17 protein-coding genes are annotated in these 15,786 nt (G+C 59.8%); 16 read left to right on the forward strand and 1 reads right to left on the reverse strand.

What is annotated here, in order from left to right; genetic code table 11:
• Position 1 precedes the first annotated feature (1 nt).
• The 9 genes from JNB88_RS06000 (at position 2) to JNB88_RS06040 (ending at position 7,986) form a co-directional block, all read left to right on the forward strand.
• Entirely contained in the window at positions 2–862 is an 861-nt protein-coding gene (locus JNB88_RS06000; protein ID WP_220354654.1) for a segregation and condensation protein A, read from the forward strand.
• 32 nt (positions 863–894) lie between these two features.
• Complete coding sequence (scpB, locus tag JNB88_RS06005; RefSeq protein ID WP_220354705.1) at positions 895–1,575, forward strand: SMC-Scp complex subunit ScpB; 681 nt, start codon at positions 895–897, stop codon at positions 1,573–1,575.
• A 185-nt stretch (positions 1,576–1,760) separates the two neighbouring features.
• Positions 1,761–1,958, forward strand: a complete 198-nt coding sequence (locus JNB88_RS06010; protein ID WP_007532194.1) for a twin-arginine translocase TatA/TatE family subunit — start codon at positions 1,761–1,763, stop codon at positions 1,956–1,958.
• A 49-nt stretch (positions 1,959–2,007) separates the two neighbouring features.
• Entirely contained in the window at positions 2,008–2,646 is a 639-nt protein-coding gene (gene tatB, locus JNB88_RS06015) for a Sec-independent protein translocase protein TatB (protein WP_220354655.1), read from the forward strand.
• Positions 2,643–3,470 carry a twin-arginine translocase subunit TatC gene (gene tatC / locus JNB88_RS06020; RefSeq protein ID WP_037127551.1) on the forward strand — a complete coding sequence of 276 codons (828 nt, stop codon included), beginning with the start codon at positions 2,643–2,645 and terminating at the stop codon, positions 3,468–3,470. The genes tatB and tatC overlap by 4 nt, the downstream gene beginning before the upstream one ends.
• A 94-nt stretch (positions 3,471–3,564) precedes the next feature.
• The gene (gene serS, locus JNB88_RS06025) at positions 3,565–4,848 is read left to right on the forward strand and encodes a serine--tRNA ligase (protein ID WP_220354656.1); all 1,284 of its coding nucleotides are present in this window, start codon (positions 3,565–3,567) and stop codon (positions 4,846–4,848) included.
• A gap of 4 nt (positions 4,849–4,852) precedes the next feature.
• Positions 4,853–5,620 (forward strand): 5'/3'-nucleotidase SurE, encoded by a 768-nt coding sequence (gene surE / locus JNB88_RS06030; protein WP_220354657.1) that lies wholly within the window; start codon positions 4,853–4,855, stop codon positions 5,618–5,620.
• A gap of 6 nt (positions 5,621–5,626) precedes the next feature.
• A complete protein-coding gene (locus JNB88_RS06035; RefSeq protein ID WP_220354658.1) occupies positions 5,627–6,280 on the forward strand; it encodes a protein-L-isoaspartate(D-aspartate) O-methyltransferase in 654 nt (217 codons plus the stop codon).
• A gap of 137 nt (positions 6,281–6,417) precedes the next feature.
• Positions 6,418–7,986 (forward strand): peptidoglycan DD-metalloendopeptidase family protein, encoded by a 1,569-nt coding sequence (locus tag JNB88_RS06040; protein WP_220354659.1) that lies wholly within the window; start codon positions 6,418–6,420, stop codon positions 7,984–7,986.
• Between the two features lie 54 nt (positions 7,987–8,040).
• On the opposite strand, the gene JNB88_RS06045 is transcribed toward JNB88_RS06040, so the two are convergent.
• Positions 8,041–8,913, reverse strand: a complete 873-nt coding sequence (locus tag JNB88_RS06045) for an ATP-binding protein (RefSeq protein WP_220354660.1) — start codon at positions 8,911–8,913, stop codon at positions 8,041–8,043.
• 211 nt (positions 8,914–9,124) lie between these two features.
• On the opposite strand from JNB88_RS06045, the gene yajC reads away from it, so the two are divergent.
• From yajC to JNB88_RS06080, 7 genes are all read left to right on the forward strand, one after another.
• Entirely contained in the window at positions 9,125–9,472 is a 348-nt protein-coding gene (yajC, locus tag JNB88_RS06050; RefSeq protein WP_037127562.1) for a preprotein translocase subunit YajC, read from the forward strand.
• A gap of 49 nt (positions 9,473–9,521) precedes the next feature.
• A complete protein-coding gene (gene secDF / locus JNB88_RS06055; RefSeq protein ID WP_220354661.1) occupies positions 9,522–12,083 on the forward strand; it encodes a protein translocase subunit SecDF in 2,562 nt (853 codons plus the stop codon).
• Between the two features lie 4 nt (positions 12,084–12,087).
• Positions 12,088–12,474, forward strand: a complete 387-nt coding sequence (locus tag JNB88_RS06060; protein WP_220354662.1) for an Mth938-like domain-containing protein — start codon at positions 12,088–12,090, stop codon at positions 12,472–12,474.
• A gap of 2 nt (positions 12,475–12,476) precedes the next feature.
• Positions 12,477–13,328: a phytoene/squalene synthase family protein gene (locus tag JNB88_RS06065; RefSeq protein WP_220354663.1), complete on the forward strand. Its 852-nt coding sequence runs from the start codon at positions 12,477–12,479 to the stop codon at positions 13,326–13,328.
• Positions 13,329–13,396: 68 nt separating this feature from the next.
• Complete coding sequence (locus tag JNB88_RS06070; protein WP_220354664.1) at positions 13,397–13,864, forward strand: hypothetical protein; 468 nt, start codon at positions 13,397–13,399, stop codon at positions 13,862–13,864.
• 192 nt (positions 13,865–14,056) lie between these two features.
• Entirely contained in the window at positions 14,057–14,716 is a 660-nt protein-coding gene (locus JNB88_RS06075) for a peroxiredoxin (protein ID WP_220354665.1), read from the forward strand.
• 30 nt (positions 14,717–14,746) lie between these two features.
• Positions 14,747–15,784, forward strand: coding sequence for an MBL fold metallo-hydrolase (locus tag JNB88_RS06080; protein WP_220354666.1), 1,038 nt, complete (start codon positions 14,747–14,749; stop codon positions 15,782–15,784).
• Positions 15,785–15,786: the final 2 nt, after the last annotated feature.

Genomic DNA, 15,786 nt, shown 5'->3' on the forward strand with positions numbered 1-15,786 from the left:
GGTGAGTACGGTCAGAGGCACGGAATGGCCGCAATCGGCGGCAACGCCGATGGATAGGTTGTGGCAGGACAACGGTGCCGAGCGTGCGAGCACCGATCCTGCGCTGCTGATCGACGTCGCTGGTTTCGAAGGTCCGCTCGACCTTCTGCTCTATCTTGCCCGCAACCAGAAGGTCGATCTGTCCCGTATCTCGGTACTCGCTCTGGCAGAGCAATATCTGCAGTTCATCGAGAGTGCGCGGCGGATCCGGATTGAGCTTGCGGCGGACTATCTGGTGATGGCGGCGTGGCTCGCTTATCTGAAGTCGCGCCTTCTCATCCCGCAGCAGGCCAAGGACGATGGTCCTTCGGGCGAGGAGATGGCGGCAACGCTCGCCTTTCGCCTGAAGCGCCTCGAGGCGATGCGTGAGGCCGCGAGCGGTCTTATCAACCGGAACCGCTTGGGTCGCGATGTCTTTGCTCGAGGTGCACCCGAACACATCCCCGACAGGCATCGCTCGGCCTACGACGCGAGCCTCTACGATCTGCTGACGGCTTATGCGTCGCTTCGGCAACGTCAGGCGGTGACGCAGGTGACAATTGCTCGTCGCAATGTCTGGTCCCTGACGGACGCCCGCGAGCTTCTGACGCGCATCATCGGCGAGATCGGCGACTGGACTGCACTTGAATCTTATCTCCTGCGCTACATGGCCTCGCCCCAAGACAGGGTGACGGCGATCGCCAGTGCGTTCGCGGCTTCCCTCGAGCTCGTCCGCGAGGGCAAGCTCGAAATCCGGCAGGACGGAGCTTTCGAACCGCTCTATATGCGGCGTGGTCCGAAGCATGCGACGTTGCAGGTGGTCGAAAGGGAGCGGCCGGCGTGACCGATCTTGAAGACGAGCACATCGATAGCGTGATGGTGGAAGATTCAGACGACGATATCCGTGCGGAAGCCGAGGCGGAGCGCATCGCCGAAGCGCTGGTATTCGCGTCCTCTCAGCCGGTATCGGAAGGGTTTATTGCAGACCGCTTGCCTCGCGCGCACAATGTCCGCGAAATCATGCTGCGCCTGAAGGAGCAGTATGCACACCGTGGCGTCAATCTCGTGCAGGTGGATGACGCATGGGCCTTCCGCACGGCGGCCGATCTTTCCTTCGTCATTCGCCGTGATGAGAACGAGACGAAAAAGCTCTCGCGAGCGGCGCTGGAAGTGTTGGCGATCATTGCGTATCACCAGCCGGTGACGCGCGCCGAGATTGAGGACATCAGAGGCGTACAAACATCGCGCGGAACGCTTGATGTTCTGATGGAGGCAGGGTGGGTCCGTTTTCGGGGCCGCCGGCGAACGCCGGGCCGACCGGTCACTCTCGGCACCACCCGTGATTTTCTGGACCATTTTGGCCTGGAAGAATTGCGCGATCTGCCGGGGCTTGAGGAGTTGAAGGGCGCGGGACTGCTGTCCGGTCGCATACCGGCCAATTTCAATATACCATCGCCTCTCATGAACGACGAGTTGACCGAGGACGAAGATCCCATAACGCAGCTCGATCTCGAGGAACTCGGCCTGCTAGCGCCGGGCGGCGCGTCCGAAGACTAGTCGGATTTGCGATGGTTCCGCCACGCATGGCGAAAACAATGTCGATCACGGTTTTTCGAATGTGTAATCTCTTGTCACAGAGGCCGATACCGTGACATTAAGCGACAATCCAAGGGGAACTTTGATGTTGGAATTGGTGTAAGAAGCTCTTACATCTGGAAACATCGTAACAGGGAGTTAGCGTAATGGGTTCTTTTAGCATGTGGCACTGGCTGATCGTTCTGGTCATCGTGCTGTTGTTGTTTGGTCGCGGCAAGATTCCGGAACTGATGGGTGATGTTGCCAAGGGCATCAAGAGCTTCAAGAAGGGCATGAACGACGAAGACGCGCCCGAGTCCACGACTGCCAAGACCGTCGATCACAAGGCCGACGAAACGAAGTAATCACCTCCGGGCAAACGTAGCCCCCACGTTTCCCGCTCAGGAGCCTTGAATGTTCGATATTGGCTGGACCGAGCTGCTTGTCATCGCGGTCGTACTGATTGTGGTGGTTGGTCCCAAGGACTTGCCGCCGATGCTGCGTGCGTTCGGCAAGATGACTCAGCGCGCGCGCAAGGTCGCGGGCGATTTTCGCGCTCAGTTTGACGAGGCGCTGCGTGAAGCCGATCTGGACGAGGTGCGTCAGACGTTGACCGATGCCCAGAAGCTGAACCCCGTCAACAGTCTGCGCGACGCCATGAACCCGCTTCGGCAGATGGGCAACGAAATCAAGGCAGATCTGCAGAAAGCGACGACGGTCGAGAACAAGACCGAAGTTCCGCCGACCGCGATGGCTACTCCGGAGCCGTCAATGAGCCTGCCTGAAACGCCTCCAGTCATGTCGCCTCCCACGCCTCAAGCTGCGGTGGCGGCTGAAATGCCGGGAGTTGCCGTTGCGGAAAAGCCAAAGGCTGCGCGCAAGCCTCGCGCCAAGGCGGCGGACAAGGCTGATGCCGCAGCGGCCATCGCCGTTGTTCCGGTCGGGAAGCCGAGGCGGGCGCCTGCAAAGGCCGCAGCAACCAAGAAGGCTCCGGCCGTCGCCACAGCCGTTCCGAAGAAGACGGCAACGAAGAAAAAGAAGGACGATGCATGAGCGGTGAGATCGAAGACAAGCCGCAGCCGTTGATCGAACATCTGATGGAGCTGCGCACCCGGCTGATCTGGTCGATCGGCGCGTTTTTCGTCGCCTTCATCGTCTGCTTTGCGCTCGCCAAGCATCTCTTCAACGTGCTTGTCTATCCATACAAGTGGGCGGTCACATGGGCAAACCTCGACGTGTCGAAGGCTCAGCTCATCTACACGGCGCCGCAGGAATTCTTCTTCACGCAGGTCAAGGTCGCGATGTTCGGCGGCCTGGTGATTGCCTTCCCGATCATTGCGGCGCAGGTCTACAAGTTTGTCGCGCCCGGGCTCTACAAGAACGAGCGCGCGGCTTTCCTGCCGTTTCTGATCGCATCTCCGATCCTGTTCTTGCTCGGAGCTTCGCTCGTCTATTTCTTCTTCACGCCGATGGTCATGTGGTTCTTCCTGACCATGCAGCAGGCGCCGGGAGAAGGCGATGTCGCGATCTCGCTTCTTCCGAAGGTCTCCGAATATCTCAGCCTCATCATGACGCTGGTCTTCTCGTTCGGCTTGGTCTTCCAGCTTCCTGTCATCACAACGCTGCTGGCCCGCGTTGGGCTGCTGACCTCGGATTGGCTCAAGGAAAAGCGCAAGTTCGCGATCGTGCTTGCGTTCGTCGTTGCCGCAGTGCTGACGCCGCCCGATCCAATGTCCCAGATCGGTCTTGCACTGCCGACCATCCTTCTCTACGAGATCTCCATCTACGCAGCGCGACTCGTGGAGCGTCAGCGTGCCCGTGAGGCGGTCGAAGAGGCTGAAGAAACCACGGACGTTGCCAAGACGGACAACGTCTAAGCGACTTCTCTCAACGAACGCTTTCCGAATATCCGGTCGAGGCCTAGCCGGGCTTTGACCGGACTATCCCTTTTTACAACGACCTGGAACGACGATGCTCGATATCAAATGGATCCGTGAGAATCCCGAAGCGCTCGACGCGGCACTTGCCAAGCGCGGTGCCGAGCCTTTGTCCGAGAACCTGATTGCGATCGATGAAAAGCGCCGGTCTGCCATCCAGAAGGTCCAGGACATGTTGTCCCGCCGCAATAGCGCCTCCAAGGAGATCGGCGCGGCGATGGCGCAGAAGAACAGCGAGCTTGCCGAAAAGCTCAAGGCGGAGGTGGCCGACCTGAAGGTGTTGCTTCCGAGCGCTGAAGAGGACGAGCGGCAGGCGACGGAGGAACTGAACGACGCGTTGTCGCGCATTCCGAACGTCCCGCACGACGACGTGCCGGTCGGCAAGGACGAGCATGACAATACCGTGGCCCGCATCGTCGGTGAAAAGCCCCGTTGGAACCACACGCCGAAAGAGCACTTCGAAATCGGCGAGGCACTCGGCTACATGGACTTCGAGCGCGCTGCAAAGCTCTCAGGCTCGCGCTTTACCGTACTGACCGGTCCGTTGGCTCGGCTTGAGCGCGCGCTTGGCCAGTTCATGATCGACCTGCATACGAACGAGCACGGCTACACCGAGGTCAGCTCGCCTCTGATGGTTCGTGACGACGCCATGTTTGGTACTGGCCAGTTGCCGAAGTTTGCGGAGGATCTCTTCAAGACGACGGATGGACGCTGGTTGATCCCGACCGCCGAGGTGACGCTCACCAACCTTGTCTCTGGCGAGATTCTCGAGCAGGAGAAGCTTCCTCTCCGCTTCACGGCCCTGACGCCGTCGTTCCGCTCGGAAGCGGGCTCTGCGGGCCGCGATACGCGGGGCATGCTTCGCCAGCACCAGTTCTGGAAGTGCGAGCTGGTCTCGATCACGGATGCCGAGAGCTCGCTTGCCGAGCACGAGCGCATGACGGCTTGCGCGGAAGAGGTGCTGAAGCGCCTCGGCCTGCACTTCCGCACGATGACGCTTTGCACCGGCGACATGGGCTTCGGCGCGCGCAAGACCTACGATCTCGAGGTTTGGCTGCCGGGCCAGAACACCTACCGCGAGATCTCGTCCTGCTCGGTCTGCGGCGATTTCCAGGCGCGGCGCATGAACGCCCGCTATCGCGGCAAGGAGGACAAGGCAACCAAATTCGTTCACACGCTGAACGGCTCGGGTACCGCCGTCGGTCGCTGCCTGATCGCGGTCCTCGAGAACTATCTGAACGAGGACGGCTCGGTGACTGTTCCTGACGCTCTGCTGCCATATATGGGCGGCTTGACGAAGATCGAACGGGCGGCTTGAGCCAATGCGCATTCTGCTCACCAACGACGACGGCATTCATGCAGAAGGCCTGGCTGCGCTGGAGCGGATTGCGCGCACGCTCTCCGACGATGTCTGGATTGTCGCGCCGGAGACGGATCAGAGCGGCTTGGCGCATTCGCTGAGCCTTTCCGAGCCGCTGCGGCTGCGGAAGGTGTCCGAAAAGCATTTCGCGCTGCGCGGGACTCCAACCGACTGCGTCATCATGGGCATCAAGCAGGTGATGGACGTCAAGCCGGATCTGGTGCTTTCGGGCGTCAACTCAGGCTCCAACGTGGCCGACGATGTCACCTATTCCGGCACGATCGCGGGCGCCATCGAAGGGACGATGCAAGGCGTTCGCTCGTTCGCTCTGAGCCAGGCCTATTTGCATCAGGACGGCGCAAGGACAGTGCCTTGGGAGGTCTGCGAGGCCCATGCACCCGCGCTTCTCGACAAGTTGATACCGCTCGAACTGCCTGAGGGCACGTTCCTGAATCTCAACTTTCCGAATTGCCGGCCGGAAGAGGTCGAGGGGGTGGAAGTCACGGCGCAAGGCAAGCTTGCCTTCAACCTGCAGGTCGATGCCAGGTCCGACGGACGCGGCTTTCCCTACTATTGGCTGAGGTTCGGCGAGCGTGCCGGCGCCTTCCTCGAGGGGACAGATATCCACGCTCTCAAGCATCGCAAGATTTCGGTAACGCCTTTGAAACTGGATCTGACTGATTATTCCGTACGGGACCGCGTGGCGCGGGCGCTTTCAGGTACGGAGTAGAGTGTTTTGACGACACGGCTGGTCGAGAAGGAAGGGTTTGCGGCGCTCGTCTTGAGGCTGCGAGCCGAAGGCGTGTCTGATCTGGATCTGCTGACTGCGGTCGAGCAGACCCCGCGCTCTCTATTCGTGCCGGCGCAGTTTGCCGAGCAAGCCTATTCGAGCCGGACGATACCGATCGAATGCGGATCGTTTGTCGAGGGCGTCGATCTTGCAGTCAGGGTCCTTCACCATCTGAAGATCAAACCGGGTCAGCGGGTGCTTGAAGTTGGTACGGGTAGCGGCTTCATGTCAGCCGTGATGGCCCGTATGGCTGAGCGCGTGTTGACGATCGACCGCTACAAGACACTCACCACCAACGCGCAGCGTCGCATCGAATCCCTCGGCCTCCGGAACGTGATTATCCGCCAGGCCGATGGCAGCGCCGGCCTGCAGGGTGAGGGAACCTTCGACCGCATTCTCGTCACCGCCGCCTTCAATTCGATGCCACGGTTCTACACCGATCAGCTCGTCTCCGGCGGCTCGATGATCGCGCCTCTGATGGTCTCGGAGAATGAGTGTCGGCTTGTGCGGCTGACGAAAACGGGTAGTCGCTTCGAGCGCGAGGAGTTGTTCGATACGCCTTACCTGCCGATCGTGCCGCGCGTTGCGTCGCAACTTTAAGGCGATCCGCCATCACCGGTTGCTATGGTTAGCAATCTCTCAAAAAAATCTCTCGAATTTCGGTACCTTAACCGGGTGGTAATACTAACGCGCTTTAATAAACCCACGAATGGTTGCGTTAATCAGTGGGTCGAGTCATGCGTTTCAGTCTTTCGACAAGGGTGGGCAAGTCTGCCGGTAATGTCCTGATAGCGGCTTTGCTGGCCAGCGCCGCAACAGGCTGCAGTTCAGATGTAACACGTTTTGGTGGTCTTTTCTCGTCCGCCGGTCAGGACCAGATGACGACCAACTCTATTCCGCGCAGGAGCATGAGTGGTCTGCAGGCAGATCCGGTCCCGCAAGGGGATGTGGCGCAGGGTGGGTACGCGGCAAGCAACCAGGCCATCAATCAACCGTATCCAGTCCAGCCCGCTTATGGTGCTTCCAGCGCCCGCATGGCTTCGGCACCGGTCTCCGTTCAGCGCTCCGAACTCGCCGCCCCCTCTGCAACGGCGCCGATAGCGCCGTCTAGTGAGAAGCAGGTCGCGCTTGCTCAGCCATTCCCTGCAGCTTCAGCACCGAAGAAGCCCGAACACATTCTCGTTCCGCCCAAGACGGCAACTGACTCGATCGTGACAGGCACGACTCCGAAGGTCTCCGGCTGGTCGGGAACCAATGCGCCGTCGGTAACCCTCCGTCCGGGCGAGAGCGTTTCGACGCTCGCCAAGCGTTACGGTGTCCCGGAAAAGGAAATCCTTCGCGTCAACGGCTTCAAGACGGCAGCCGCCGCCAAGCCTGGCCAGATCATCCTGATTCCGACCCTCAACGGTGGCAATGCCGCCAAAGCATCGGCTCAGGCGACCGATCTGTCCAAGGGCGGGCAGCTGCCCCAGCCGAACAAGCAGCAGGAGCAGAATGTAGCCGTCGTTCCGGGTGCAAATTCGGCCCGAGACAAGTCGGTTGCGAATGCCGATCCGGCAGGCAAGGTGCCGGCTGGTGCGGGCAAGGGACCGAAGGGTTCTGGCGGCACATACGTTGTCAAGCCGGGTGACTCGCTCGCCAAGATCGCCAAGGCGACCGGCACCAGCATCGACGACTTGAAGGCCGCGAACAACCTTTCCGCAGGCTCGATCCGTATCGGCCAGGAGCTCAATCTTCCGGGCGTTTCGCAGGATGGAATGAAAACGGCCTCAATTCCGGCGAAGGCGGAACCGAAAGCTGTCGCCCAGCCTGCTGCCGCAACGACGACCGCTGCCGCGCAGCCAGCGTCTTACAAGGCGCCGGTCGCGACCGAGACTGTGGATGAGGCCGCCAAGAAGGAAGTCGCATCGGCAGCGCCTGAGGCTACAGGTATCGATAAGTACCGCTGGCCGGTTCGTGGTGCCGTCATCGCCGCCTATGGCGCCAACGTCAACGGAAGTCGCAACGACGGCATCGACATTTCCGTCCCGCAGGGTACTCCGATCAAGGCCGCGGAAAACGGCGTCGTTATCTATGCTGGAAATGGTCTGAAGGAACTCGGCAACACGGTTCTCGTCCGCCACGACGACGGTACCGTCACCGTCTACGGCAATGCCGATACCTTGAGCGTAACCCGCGGCCAGAAGATCCAGCGCGGTCAGACCGTTGCCGTGTCCGGCATGAGCGGCAACGTCAAGCAGCCGCAGGTCCACTTCGAAGTCCGCAAGGATGCGACCCCGGTTAACCCGATTACATTCCTCGAATAGGTATTGCGTCCGAGGATTGCTCAAAAGCCCGGCCGAAAAGCCGGGCTTTTGTCATTAGGCGCGATCGAGCGCGATCCGCATTCTGCCGGCGAGATCCTGGATGTACTGCCAGGCAACGCGGCCAGAGCGCGCGCCGCGTGTCGTAGCCCATTCCAGCGCTTCCGAATGCATCTTCTGGCGATCGATGGGCAGCTTGAAGTGGTCCGCATAGCCGTCGATCATCGCCAGATAGTCATCCTGACTGCACTTATGGAAACCGAGCCAAAGACCAAACCGATCCGACAGCGAAACCTTTTCCTCCACCGCCTCGGAAGGGTTGATCGCGGTTGATTGCTCGTTCTCCATCATGTGACGGGGAAGGAGGTGGCGTCGGTTCGAGGTGGCATAAAAGAGGACGTTATCCGGTCGGCCCTCGACGCCGCCATCAAGCGCTGCCTTCAGCGATTTGTAAGCTGTGTCGTCGTGATCAAAGGAAAGGTCATCGCAGAAGACGATGACGCGATGCGGCGTATCCTTCAGCAGATCAAGGAGTGTTGGAAGGCTCGCAATGTCTTCGCGATGCACTTCGACTAGTTTCAACGATACGGCGCTCTCACGCCTGACATCCTCATGGACAGCCTTCACCAGCGAGGACTTGCCCATGCCCCGCGCGCCCCAGAGGAGAACGTTGTTCGCTGGAAAGCCTTCGGCGAAGCGCACCGTGTTTTCGTGCAGGATATCGCGCACATGGTCTACACCACGGATCAGCTTCAGGGCGACCCGGTTCGGTCGTGCAACGGGCTGGAGGTGCTGGCGGGCAGGGGACCAGACGAAGCAGTCAGCCGCGTCCCAATCGTTGATTGCTGGTGCCGGTCCGGCGAGCCGGTCGATCGCGTCCGTCAGCCGGCGCAGCTCCGTCAGAATGGCGTTGTTGAAGTCTTCGGCCATTGCCTTTCCTCCTAATTCCTCGTCGCAACCTGCGAGCTGTATCTCTTGCATGCCGCCTAGCATGGCCTTTTGCGGGCGGAAAGGTTATGAGGCAGTGGAATCGGTACGGTTTCCGGCTGTTTCTGTTGCATTCGCAAAGACCATAATTATAGTCCGGCCACCCGAGAAAAGGCGGAATTCCCGCCCCCGGAAATGTTTTGAGGAGTTTAGCATGTTCACCACCCCGGCATTTGCCCAGGCTGCCACCGATACCGCGGCGTCGCCGTTCGGCTCTGGCCTTGAAATGATCATCCTGTTCGTGCCGCTGATGGTCGTCTGGTACTTCCTGTTGATCCGCCCGCAGCGTGCGCAGGCCAAGAAGCGCGAAGAAACGCTGAAGGCGATCCGCCGCGGCGATCAGGTTGTTACGGGTGGCGGCCTTGTCGGCAAGGTCACCAAGGTTGTTGACGACAAGGAACTCGAAGTGGAGATTGCAGACGGCGTTCGCGTTCGTATCGTCCGCACCGGCATTTCGGAAGTGCGCGTCAAGGGCGAGCCAGTAAAGGCAGACGCAGCATAACATTGCAACATGAACCGGATTGGACCGGGTCGGAAACAGTCGAGAGAAAATGCATCGTTTTTCCCGCGTGAAGTCCGTTCTGATCTGGTGTTTGGTGCTGGTGGCCGTGGTAATCGCGGCCCCAAATCTATTGTCTGAGGCGCAGCGTTCGAAGCTGCCTGCATGGCTGGCCGACAGCCGCGTTGTCCTCGGTCCTGACGTGCAGGGCGGTTCCCATCTGCTTCTCCAGATTGAACGTGCAGATATCGTGAAGGACCGGCTCGAACGCACGGTCGCCGGTGTTCGCGGCAGGTTGCGCGAAGCCAATATTCGCTACACGGGTCTGACGGGCACCGACCAGGATATCACCGTCAAGATTACCGATGCTGGCCAGGTGGATGCTGCGGTCAATGCCTTGAGTGCATTGACGGCGACAACGAAGGGCGGTTGGTTCGGCGGTTCGGTCCAGAATGTATCCCTGCAGAAGGGAGCGGATGGGCAGCTCAGCCTGCGAATTTCAAACGACAGCATCGATGAAGGCATCGCCGCCGCCCAGATGCAATCCTTGCCGGCTGTCGAGCGCCGTATCGCCGGCCTTGGGATAGCGGATTTTTCCGTTCGCGCCGATAGCGATGACCGTATCGACGTCAAGACGCTCGGTTCCGTCGACGCTGAGAGGCTGAAGAATATTCTGAGCGAGCCTGCTCAGCTGTCGGTTCGGATGATTGATGAAAGCATGTCCGGGCAGCAGGCCCTGGCGGGTCGCTGGCCGGCGACGTCCGAAGTGCTCTACTCACTGGACGATCCGCCTGTTCCGTATCTGGTCGATCGCACTGATTTCGTCACAGGCAAGAACCTTGTCGATGTTCAGGCCGTCGCCGATGGGCAAGGGGACGCTGTTGCGATCACCTATAAGCTTGATGCCGAAGGCGCCGAAAGCCTCGCGCAGAAGACGCGCCAGAACATCGGTCGGCACCTTGCCATCCTGTTTGACGATCAGGTCATGGCGGCGCCGCTGATCAACGCGCCGATCCTCGATGGCACCGGAACGGTGCCGGTCAGCTTCAGCGCCGACGGCGCCAACGACCTTGCGTTGATGCTGCGCAGCGGTGCGCTGCCGGCGACATTGACGACCGTCGAGGAGCGCACTGTCAGCCCGGCGCTCGGTGCGGAATCGAAGCGTGCCGGTGTGATCGCGGGCTTCGTTGCCGTAATCCTTGTCACCGGCTTGATGTTTGCCTTCTATCGCAAGCTGGGCATTATTGCCGGCATTTCGCTTGTCCTGAATCTCCTCCTGATTCTTGCCGTGCTGAGCGTGATTGGCGCGACACTCACTCTGCCGGGTCTCGCCGGCATCGTTCTGATCATCGGCATGGCAGTCGACGCCAACGTGCTCGTCTACGAGCGAATTCGTGAGGAGGCGAAAGCCGGCCAATCCTTCGCTGATGCGATCGACAAAGGCTTCTCTCGTGCTTTCGTGACGATCCTCGACGCGAACGTCACAATCGTCATCGCTGCCATCATTCTCTATTATCTCGGCAGTGATGCGGTTCGCGGTTTTGCCGTGACGCTTGTTGCGGGCATCCTGACGACCGTTTTCACGACCTTCACGCTGACTCGCTGGATTGTCGTCACCTGGCTCCATCGAAAGCATCCGCGGCATCTGCCCAGGGATGTTCACACGGGTATTTTCGATCACGCAAACATCCGTTTCATGGGCATCCGGCGCTACACCTTCACCGTGTCGGCCGCCCTCTCGATCCTGGCGATGGCCGGTTTTGCGACGTTCGGTGCGAACCTTGGCGTCGATTTCGCCGGCGGTTCGGTCGTGGAGGTCAAAGCGAAGCAGGGGACTGCGGATCCCGATGATATCCGTGCGCGTTTAAGCGACTTGAACATGGGAGATATCGCGGCTCGTCGCCTCGCCGACCCATCGACTGCATTGGTCCGCATTCAGGCGCAAGGCGGCGGCGAGAACGCCGAACAATCGGCGATGACCCTGCTGCGCCAGGAACTCGGGGACGACTACGACGTTCGGAGTGCGCAGGTTGTCGGCCCTGCCGTGTCCGGTGAACTGACCAGGGCTGCGACACTGGGCATACTTGGTTCGCTCGCTGTCATATTGCTTTACATCTGGCTGCGTTTCGAGTGGCAGTTCGCAATCGGCGCGATCATCGCAACATTGCACGATATAATCCTGACGCTCGGCCTTTTCGTGCTGACAGGCATGGAATTCAATCTGATGAGCGTTGCGGCGATCCTGACCGTCATCGGGTATTCGCTCAATGACACGGTCGTGGTTTACGACCGTATGCGTGAAAATCTCAGGCGTTACCCGAAAATGCCCCTGCCGATCCTGATCGACGCGTCGATCAATCAGACGCTGTCGCGCACTGTTCTGACCGCTGCGACGACGTTGCTGGCATTGGCGGCGCTGTGCCTTTTCGGCGGCGAGGCGATTCGCCCGTTCGCCTTCGTGATGTTGTTCGGCGTTGCAGTCGGCACGTTTTCCTCCATCTACATAGCTGCGCCCGTGCTCATAGCGTTCAAGCTTCGCCCGGACGCGCTCGACGACGACCAAAACAAGAAAGTGGCTGAGCCGGGCACAAGCCCTGGCAATCCCGCAGTGTGAGAATATGGCAAGAGGCATAGAAATCCGCGAGGCGCATTTCCCGGGACGCGCGCCCATCGACACTTATGGCAACGGGGGCTTCCGCTTCGCCGACATGTCCCATCGGGGCTCTATTCTTTGCCTGCCGTCTGGCATCTACGGCTGGGACATGGATATGTCGCAGCCGCTTTCCATCGCGAATTTTCGCAAGGTGCTCGATGAGGCAGCCGAGATCGAGGTCCTGCTGATCGGGACCGGCACCGATATGCGCCCGATCCCGCCCGATCTGAAGGCGGTTTTGAAGGCCGCGGGCATTTCATCGGATCCCATGAATACCGGCGCAGCAGTCCGCACCTTCAATATCATGCTCATGGAATCCCGCGCCGTTGCTGCGGCGCTGATTGCGGTCTGACAATGACCGATCAGTCCTTGACGAACCAGGATATTTGCCTGGCGACGCTGCGCGACAATGACCGCGATCGTTACCTTGCCTGCCTGCTGTCGCCGGCCGAGAAACGCGATGCCTTGGCGGCTCTCTACGCGTTCAATGCCGAGCTGGCACGGATTCGCGACCTGGTGCATGAGCCGCTTCCGGGAGAAGTGCGCATGCAATACTGGCGTGACCTGCTGGAGGGGAACGCACATGGTTCGACCCAGGCAAATCCGATTGCCTCGGCCTTGCTCTCAGCGATTGAAGCCTACCGATTGCCGCGACAGACCCTCGTAAATATGATCGACGCTCGCATCTTCGATCTCTACGATGATCCGATGGAGACACGGGTCTCGCTCGAGGGCTATGCTGGCGAGACGGCGTCCGCACTCGTTCAACTGGCTAGCCTGGTGCTTGGACCCGAGGAAGCCGGGCGATCCGCCGAGGCGGCCGGTCATGCAGGCGTGGGGCAAGCGATAGCGGGCCTGCTGCTTCTGATGCCGCTTCATCGCCATCGCGGCCAGCTCTACATTCCTCTCGAAATCCTGTCCGCAACGGGACTGGATCGCGATGCGTTCCTTGCTGGCGAGGACAAGCAGCGTATCTCGGCAGCGATCGAAGCCTTTGCCGGACTGGGGCGTGATCATCTGGCGAAGGCGAGACGTGTAGCGATATCGCCGACGGTATTTCCAGCCTTTCTGCCCATCGCTTTGGCCGAGCCCGTTCTCATCAGCGCCCAGAGGGCAGGCGCCGGATTGTTTGAGCGTCAGTTGCAGCGGTCGCAGTTGCGACGGCAAGCAGACATGCTGCTCGCGTTGATACGCAAGAAAATCTGATCTTGTTTAAACTCGCGCAAGGCTGGTGCGCTATAAATGCGCCGTTGCAGCTTTGATTGGAGAGCGATGTGAGCATTCTCGTCTGGTGCGTTATTTTCGCGATCGTCATTTTCATCGCCTTCGTTTCGACGCGCATGGCCGCCCAGGACAAGGAGGATGGGCTCCACGATACCGGGCTTGCAATCATTGAGTTCAACCGGGCCTTCCCCAATGAGGCGATCCGCCAATTGCAGGCAACGGCCAACGGACAGGCGGTCTTCGTGCGCTTGCATGACAACAAGGCGGGTTTCATGCGCAACATGCAGCGGCATTACTCTTGCCATGTCATCGAGCCGGGCAGGGTGCGTGTCTTGAGTTCCGAGACAGGTAGGGGCATCAACATCCAGTTCCTTGATGCTCCGCATCAGAGCGGCACGTTCGAATTCGCGTCTGCCAAGGAGGCATCTGAGGTCTCCCTGTGGCTGCTCGGCAACTATGTCGCCGCGCCCGACAAGGTACTTCCGCCGCAAAGCTCGACGGTGGCAAACGGTCAATAGCCTCGTCACACGTCAGTATTTCGTCTCCGTTGTTGGCACCCGGCAGCGATCGTCGCCGACGGTCGCCTTCGGGGTCGCCGCGCATTCTGCGTGAGTGGTTTTGCCGTTGCCTGCCGATGGAAATAGGAGCAAGATTTGCGCTCATCCGGTGAATGTTTGAGTTTTTAATCACAAACGCGATGGAGGTGCGTGATGCTTGCAATCAATGATACCGCTCCGGATTTCGAAGCTCAGACGACCGAAGGCAAGATCAGTTTTCATCAATGGATCGGCAATTCCTGGGCGGTGCTGTTTTCGCACCCCAAGGACTTTACGCCGGTTTGCACGACCGAACTCGGCTATATGGCGCGGATCAAACCTGAATTCGACAAGCGCGGCGTGAAGATAATCGGTCTTTCGGTAGACCCGCTTGACCGCCATGCCGGCTGGATGAAGGACATCGAGGAGACACAGGGCTATCGCCCCAACTACCCGATGATCGCGGACGTCGACTATGCCGTATCGAAGCGTTACAACATGCTGCCAGCGCTTGTGTCGGGCGATCCCACGGAGCGTACACCGGCCGACAACCAGACCGTCCGGAATATTTTCGTCATCGGTCCTGACAAGAAAATCAAGCTGGTTATGGTGTATCCGATGACCACCGGCCGCAACTTCGACGAAGTGCTGCGGGTGATCGATTCACTGCAACTGACTGCAAAGCACAAGGTCGCCACGCCCGTGAACTGGAAGAACGGTGAGGACGTCTTCATCGCCGGCTCGGTCTCGGACGACGACGCAAAGAAGCAATACCCACAAGGCTGGCGGGCACCGAAGCCCTATATCAGGATCGTGCCGCAGCCGCATGGATAGTCTGAACTATGGCGCCCGAAGGAGGCGTGGATGATCTTCCGGCAGTTGTTCGATCCGGTATCGAGTACTTATTCTTATCTACTCGCAAGCCGGAAGGGCGGCGAGGCATTGATTATCGATCCCGTGCTCGAAAGGGTCGACCGCTATCTCCAACTCATCCACGAACTCGACCTGAAACTGGTCAAGGCTGTGGATACGCATCTCCACGCCGACCACATCACTGGTCTTGGCGCTCTGCGCGACAAGACCCATTGCATCACCGTGATGGGAGAGCAGACGAAGGCGGACGTTGTTTCGATGCGCCTCGCCGACAACGACAAGCTGACCATCGAAGGGCTCTCGCTCGACGTCATTTATACGCCGGGCCATACGGACGATTCCTATAGTTTCGGGCTCCCCGACCGCGTGTTCACCGGAGACACGTTGCTCATTCGGGGTACAGGGCGGACCGATTTCCAGAACGGCGACCCAAGGGCGCAATTCGAATCGATCTTCGGGCGGCTCCTGAAGCTTCCGGATTCGACGTTGGTTTTTCCCGCGCACGACTACAAGGGCGACACGGTTTCCACCATCGGCGAGGAAAGGGCCTTTAACCCGCGCCTGCAGGTGAAGTCAGCCGATGAATATGCCGACCTGATGAACAATCTGAAACTGTCAAACCCGAAGATGATGGATGTTGCGGTCCCGGCCAACATGAAGGTCGGGATGAACCAGGATAACGTCATGCGCCATGGCTGGGCTCTGACGGCCCAGCAAGCGCTCAGCGTGGTCGGTCTTGGGGACGTGGCGCTGATCGATCTGCGCGAGAACGCCGAGCGGCAGCGAAACGGAACAATCCCCGGCTCACTGCATGTACCCTATCCCTCGCTCGAGGAGAGCATTGGCGCCGGCGGCATGCTGCATGAACTGGCGAACTCGACGCGGAAACGGTTGCTTTTTTACTGCGCTTTTGGCGAGCGGTCGGCAATGGCAGTACAGGCAGCCCACGATGCTGGCCTTCCCTTGGCCTTCCATATCCAAGGCGGCATCGACGCCTGGAGGAAAGCTGAGGGGCCGATCGCGCATTAGGA

The organism is Rhizobium cauense (assembly GCF_019511525.1).
GTDB lineage: Bacteria > Pseudomonadota > Alphaproteobacteria > Rhizobiales > Rhizobiaceae > Rhizobium > Rhizobium cauense.

Coding starts and splice junctions, on each gene's coding strand:
- scpB (WP_220354705.1), top strand. CDS start 895: ATGGTGGAAGATTCAGACGACGATATCCGTGCGGAAGCCGAGGCGGAG.
- JNB88_RS06010 (WP_007532194.1), top strand. CDS start 1,761: ATGGGTTCTTTTAGCATGTGGCACTGGCTGATCGTTCTGGTCATCGTG.
- tatB (WP_220354655.1), top strand. CDS start 2,008: ATGTTCGATATTGGCTGGACCGAGCTGCTTGTCATCGCGGTCGTACTG.
- tatC (WP_037127551.1), top strand. CDS start 2,643: ATGAGCGGTGAGATCGAAGACAAGCCGCAGCCGTTGATCGAACATCTG.
- serS (WP_220354656.1), top strand. CDS start 3,565: ATGCTCGATATCAAATGGATCCGTGAGAATCCCGAAGCGCTCGACGCG.
- surE (WP_220354657.1), top strand. CDS start 4,853: ATGCGCATTCTGCTCACCAACGACGACGGCATTCATGCAGAAGGCCTG.
- JNB88_RS06040 (WP_220354659.1), top strand. CDS start 6,418: ATGCGTTTCAGTCTTTCGACAAGGGTGGGCAAGTCTGCCGGTAATGTC.
- JNB88_RS06045 (WP_220354660.1), bottom strand. CDS start 8,913: ATGGCCGAAGACTTCAACAACGCCATTCTGACGGAGCTGCGCCGGCTG.
- yajC (WP_037127562.1), top strand. CDS start 9,125: ATGTTCACCACCCCGGCATTTGCCCAGGCTGCCACCGATACCGCGGCG.
- secDF (WP_220354661.1), top strand. CDS start 9,522: ATGCATCGTTTTTCCCGCGTGAAGTCCGTTCTGATCTGGTGTTTGGTG.
- JNB88_RS06060 (WP_220354662.1), top strand. CDS start 12,088: ATGGCAAGAGGCATAGAAATCCGCGAGGCGCATTTCCCGGGACGCGCG.
- JNB88_RS06065 (WP_220354663.1), top strand. CDS start 12,477: ATGACCGATCAGTCCTTGACGAACCAGGATATTTGCCTGGCGACGCTG.
- JNB88_RS06075 (WP_220354665.1), top strand. CDS start 14,057: ATGCTTGCAATCAATGATACCGCTCCGGATTTCGAAGCTCAGACGACC.
- JNB88_RS06080 (WP_220354666.1), top strand. CDS start 14,747: ATGATCTTCCGGCAGTTGTTCGATCCGGTATCGAGTACTTATTCTTAT.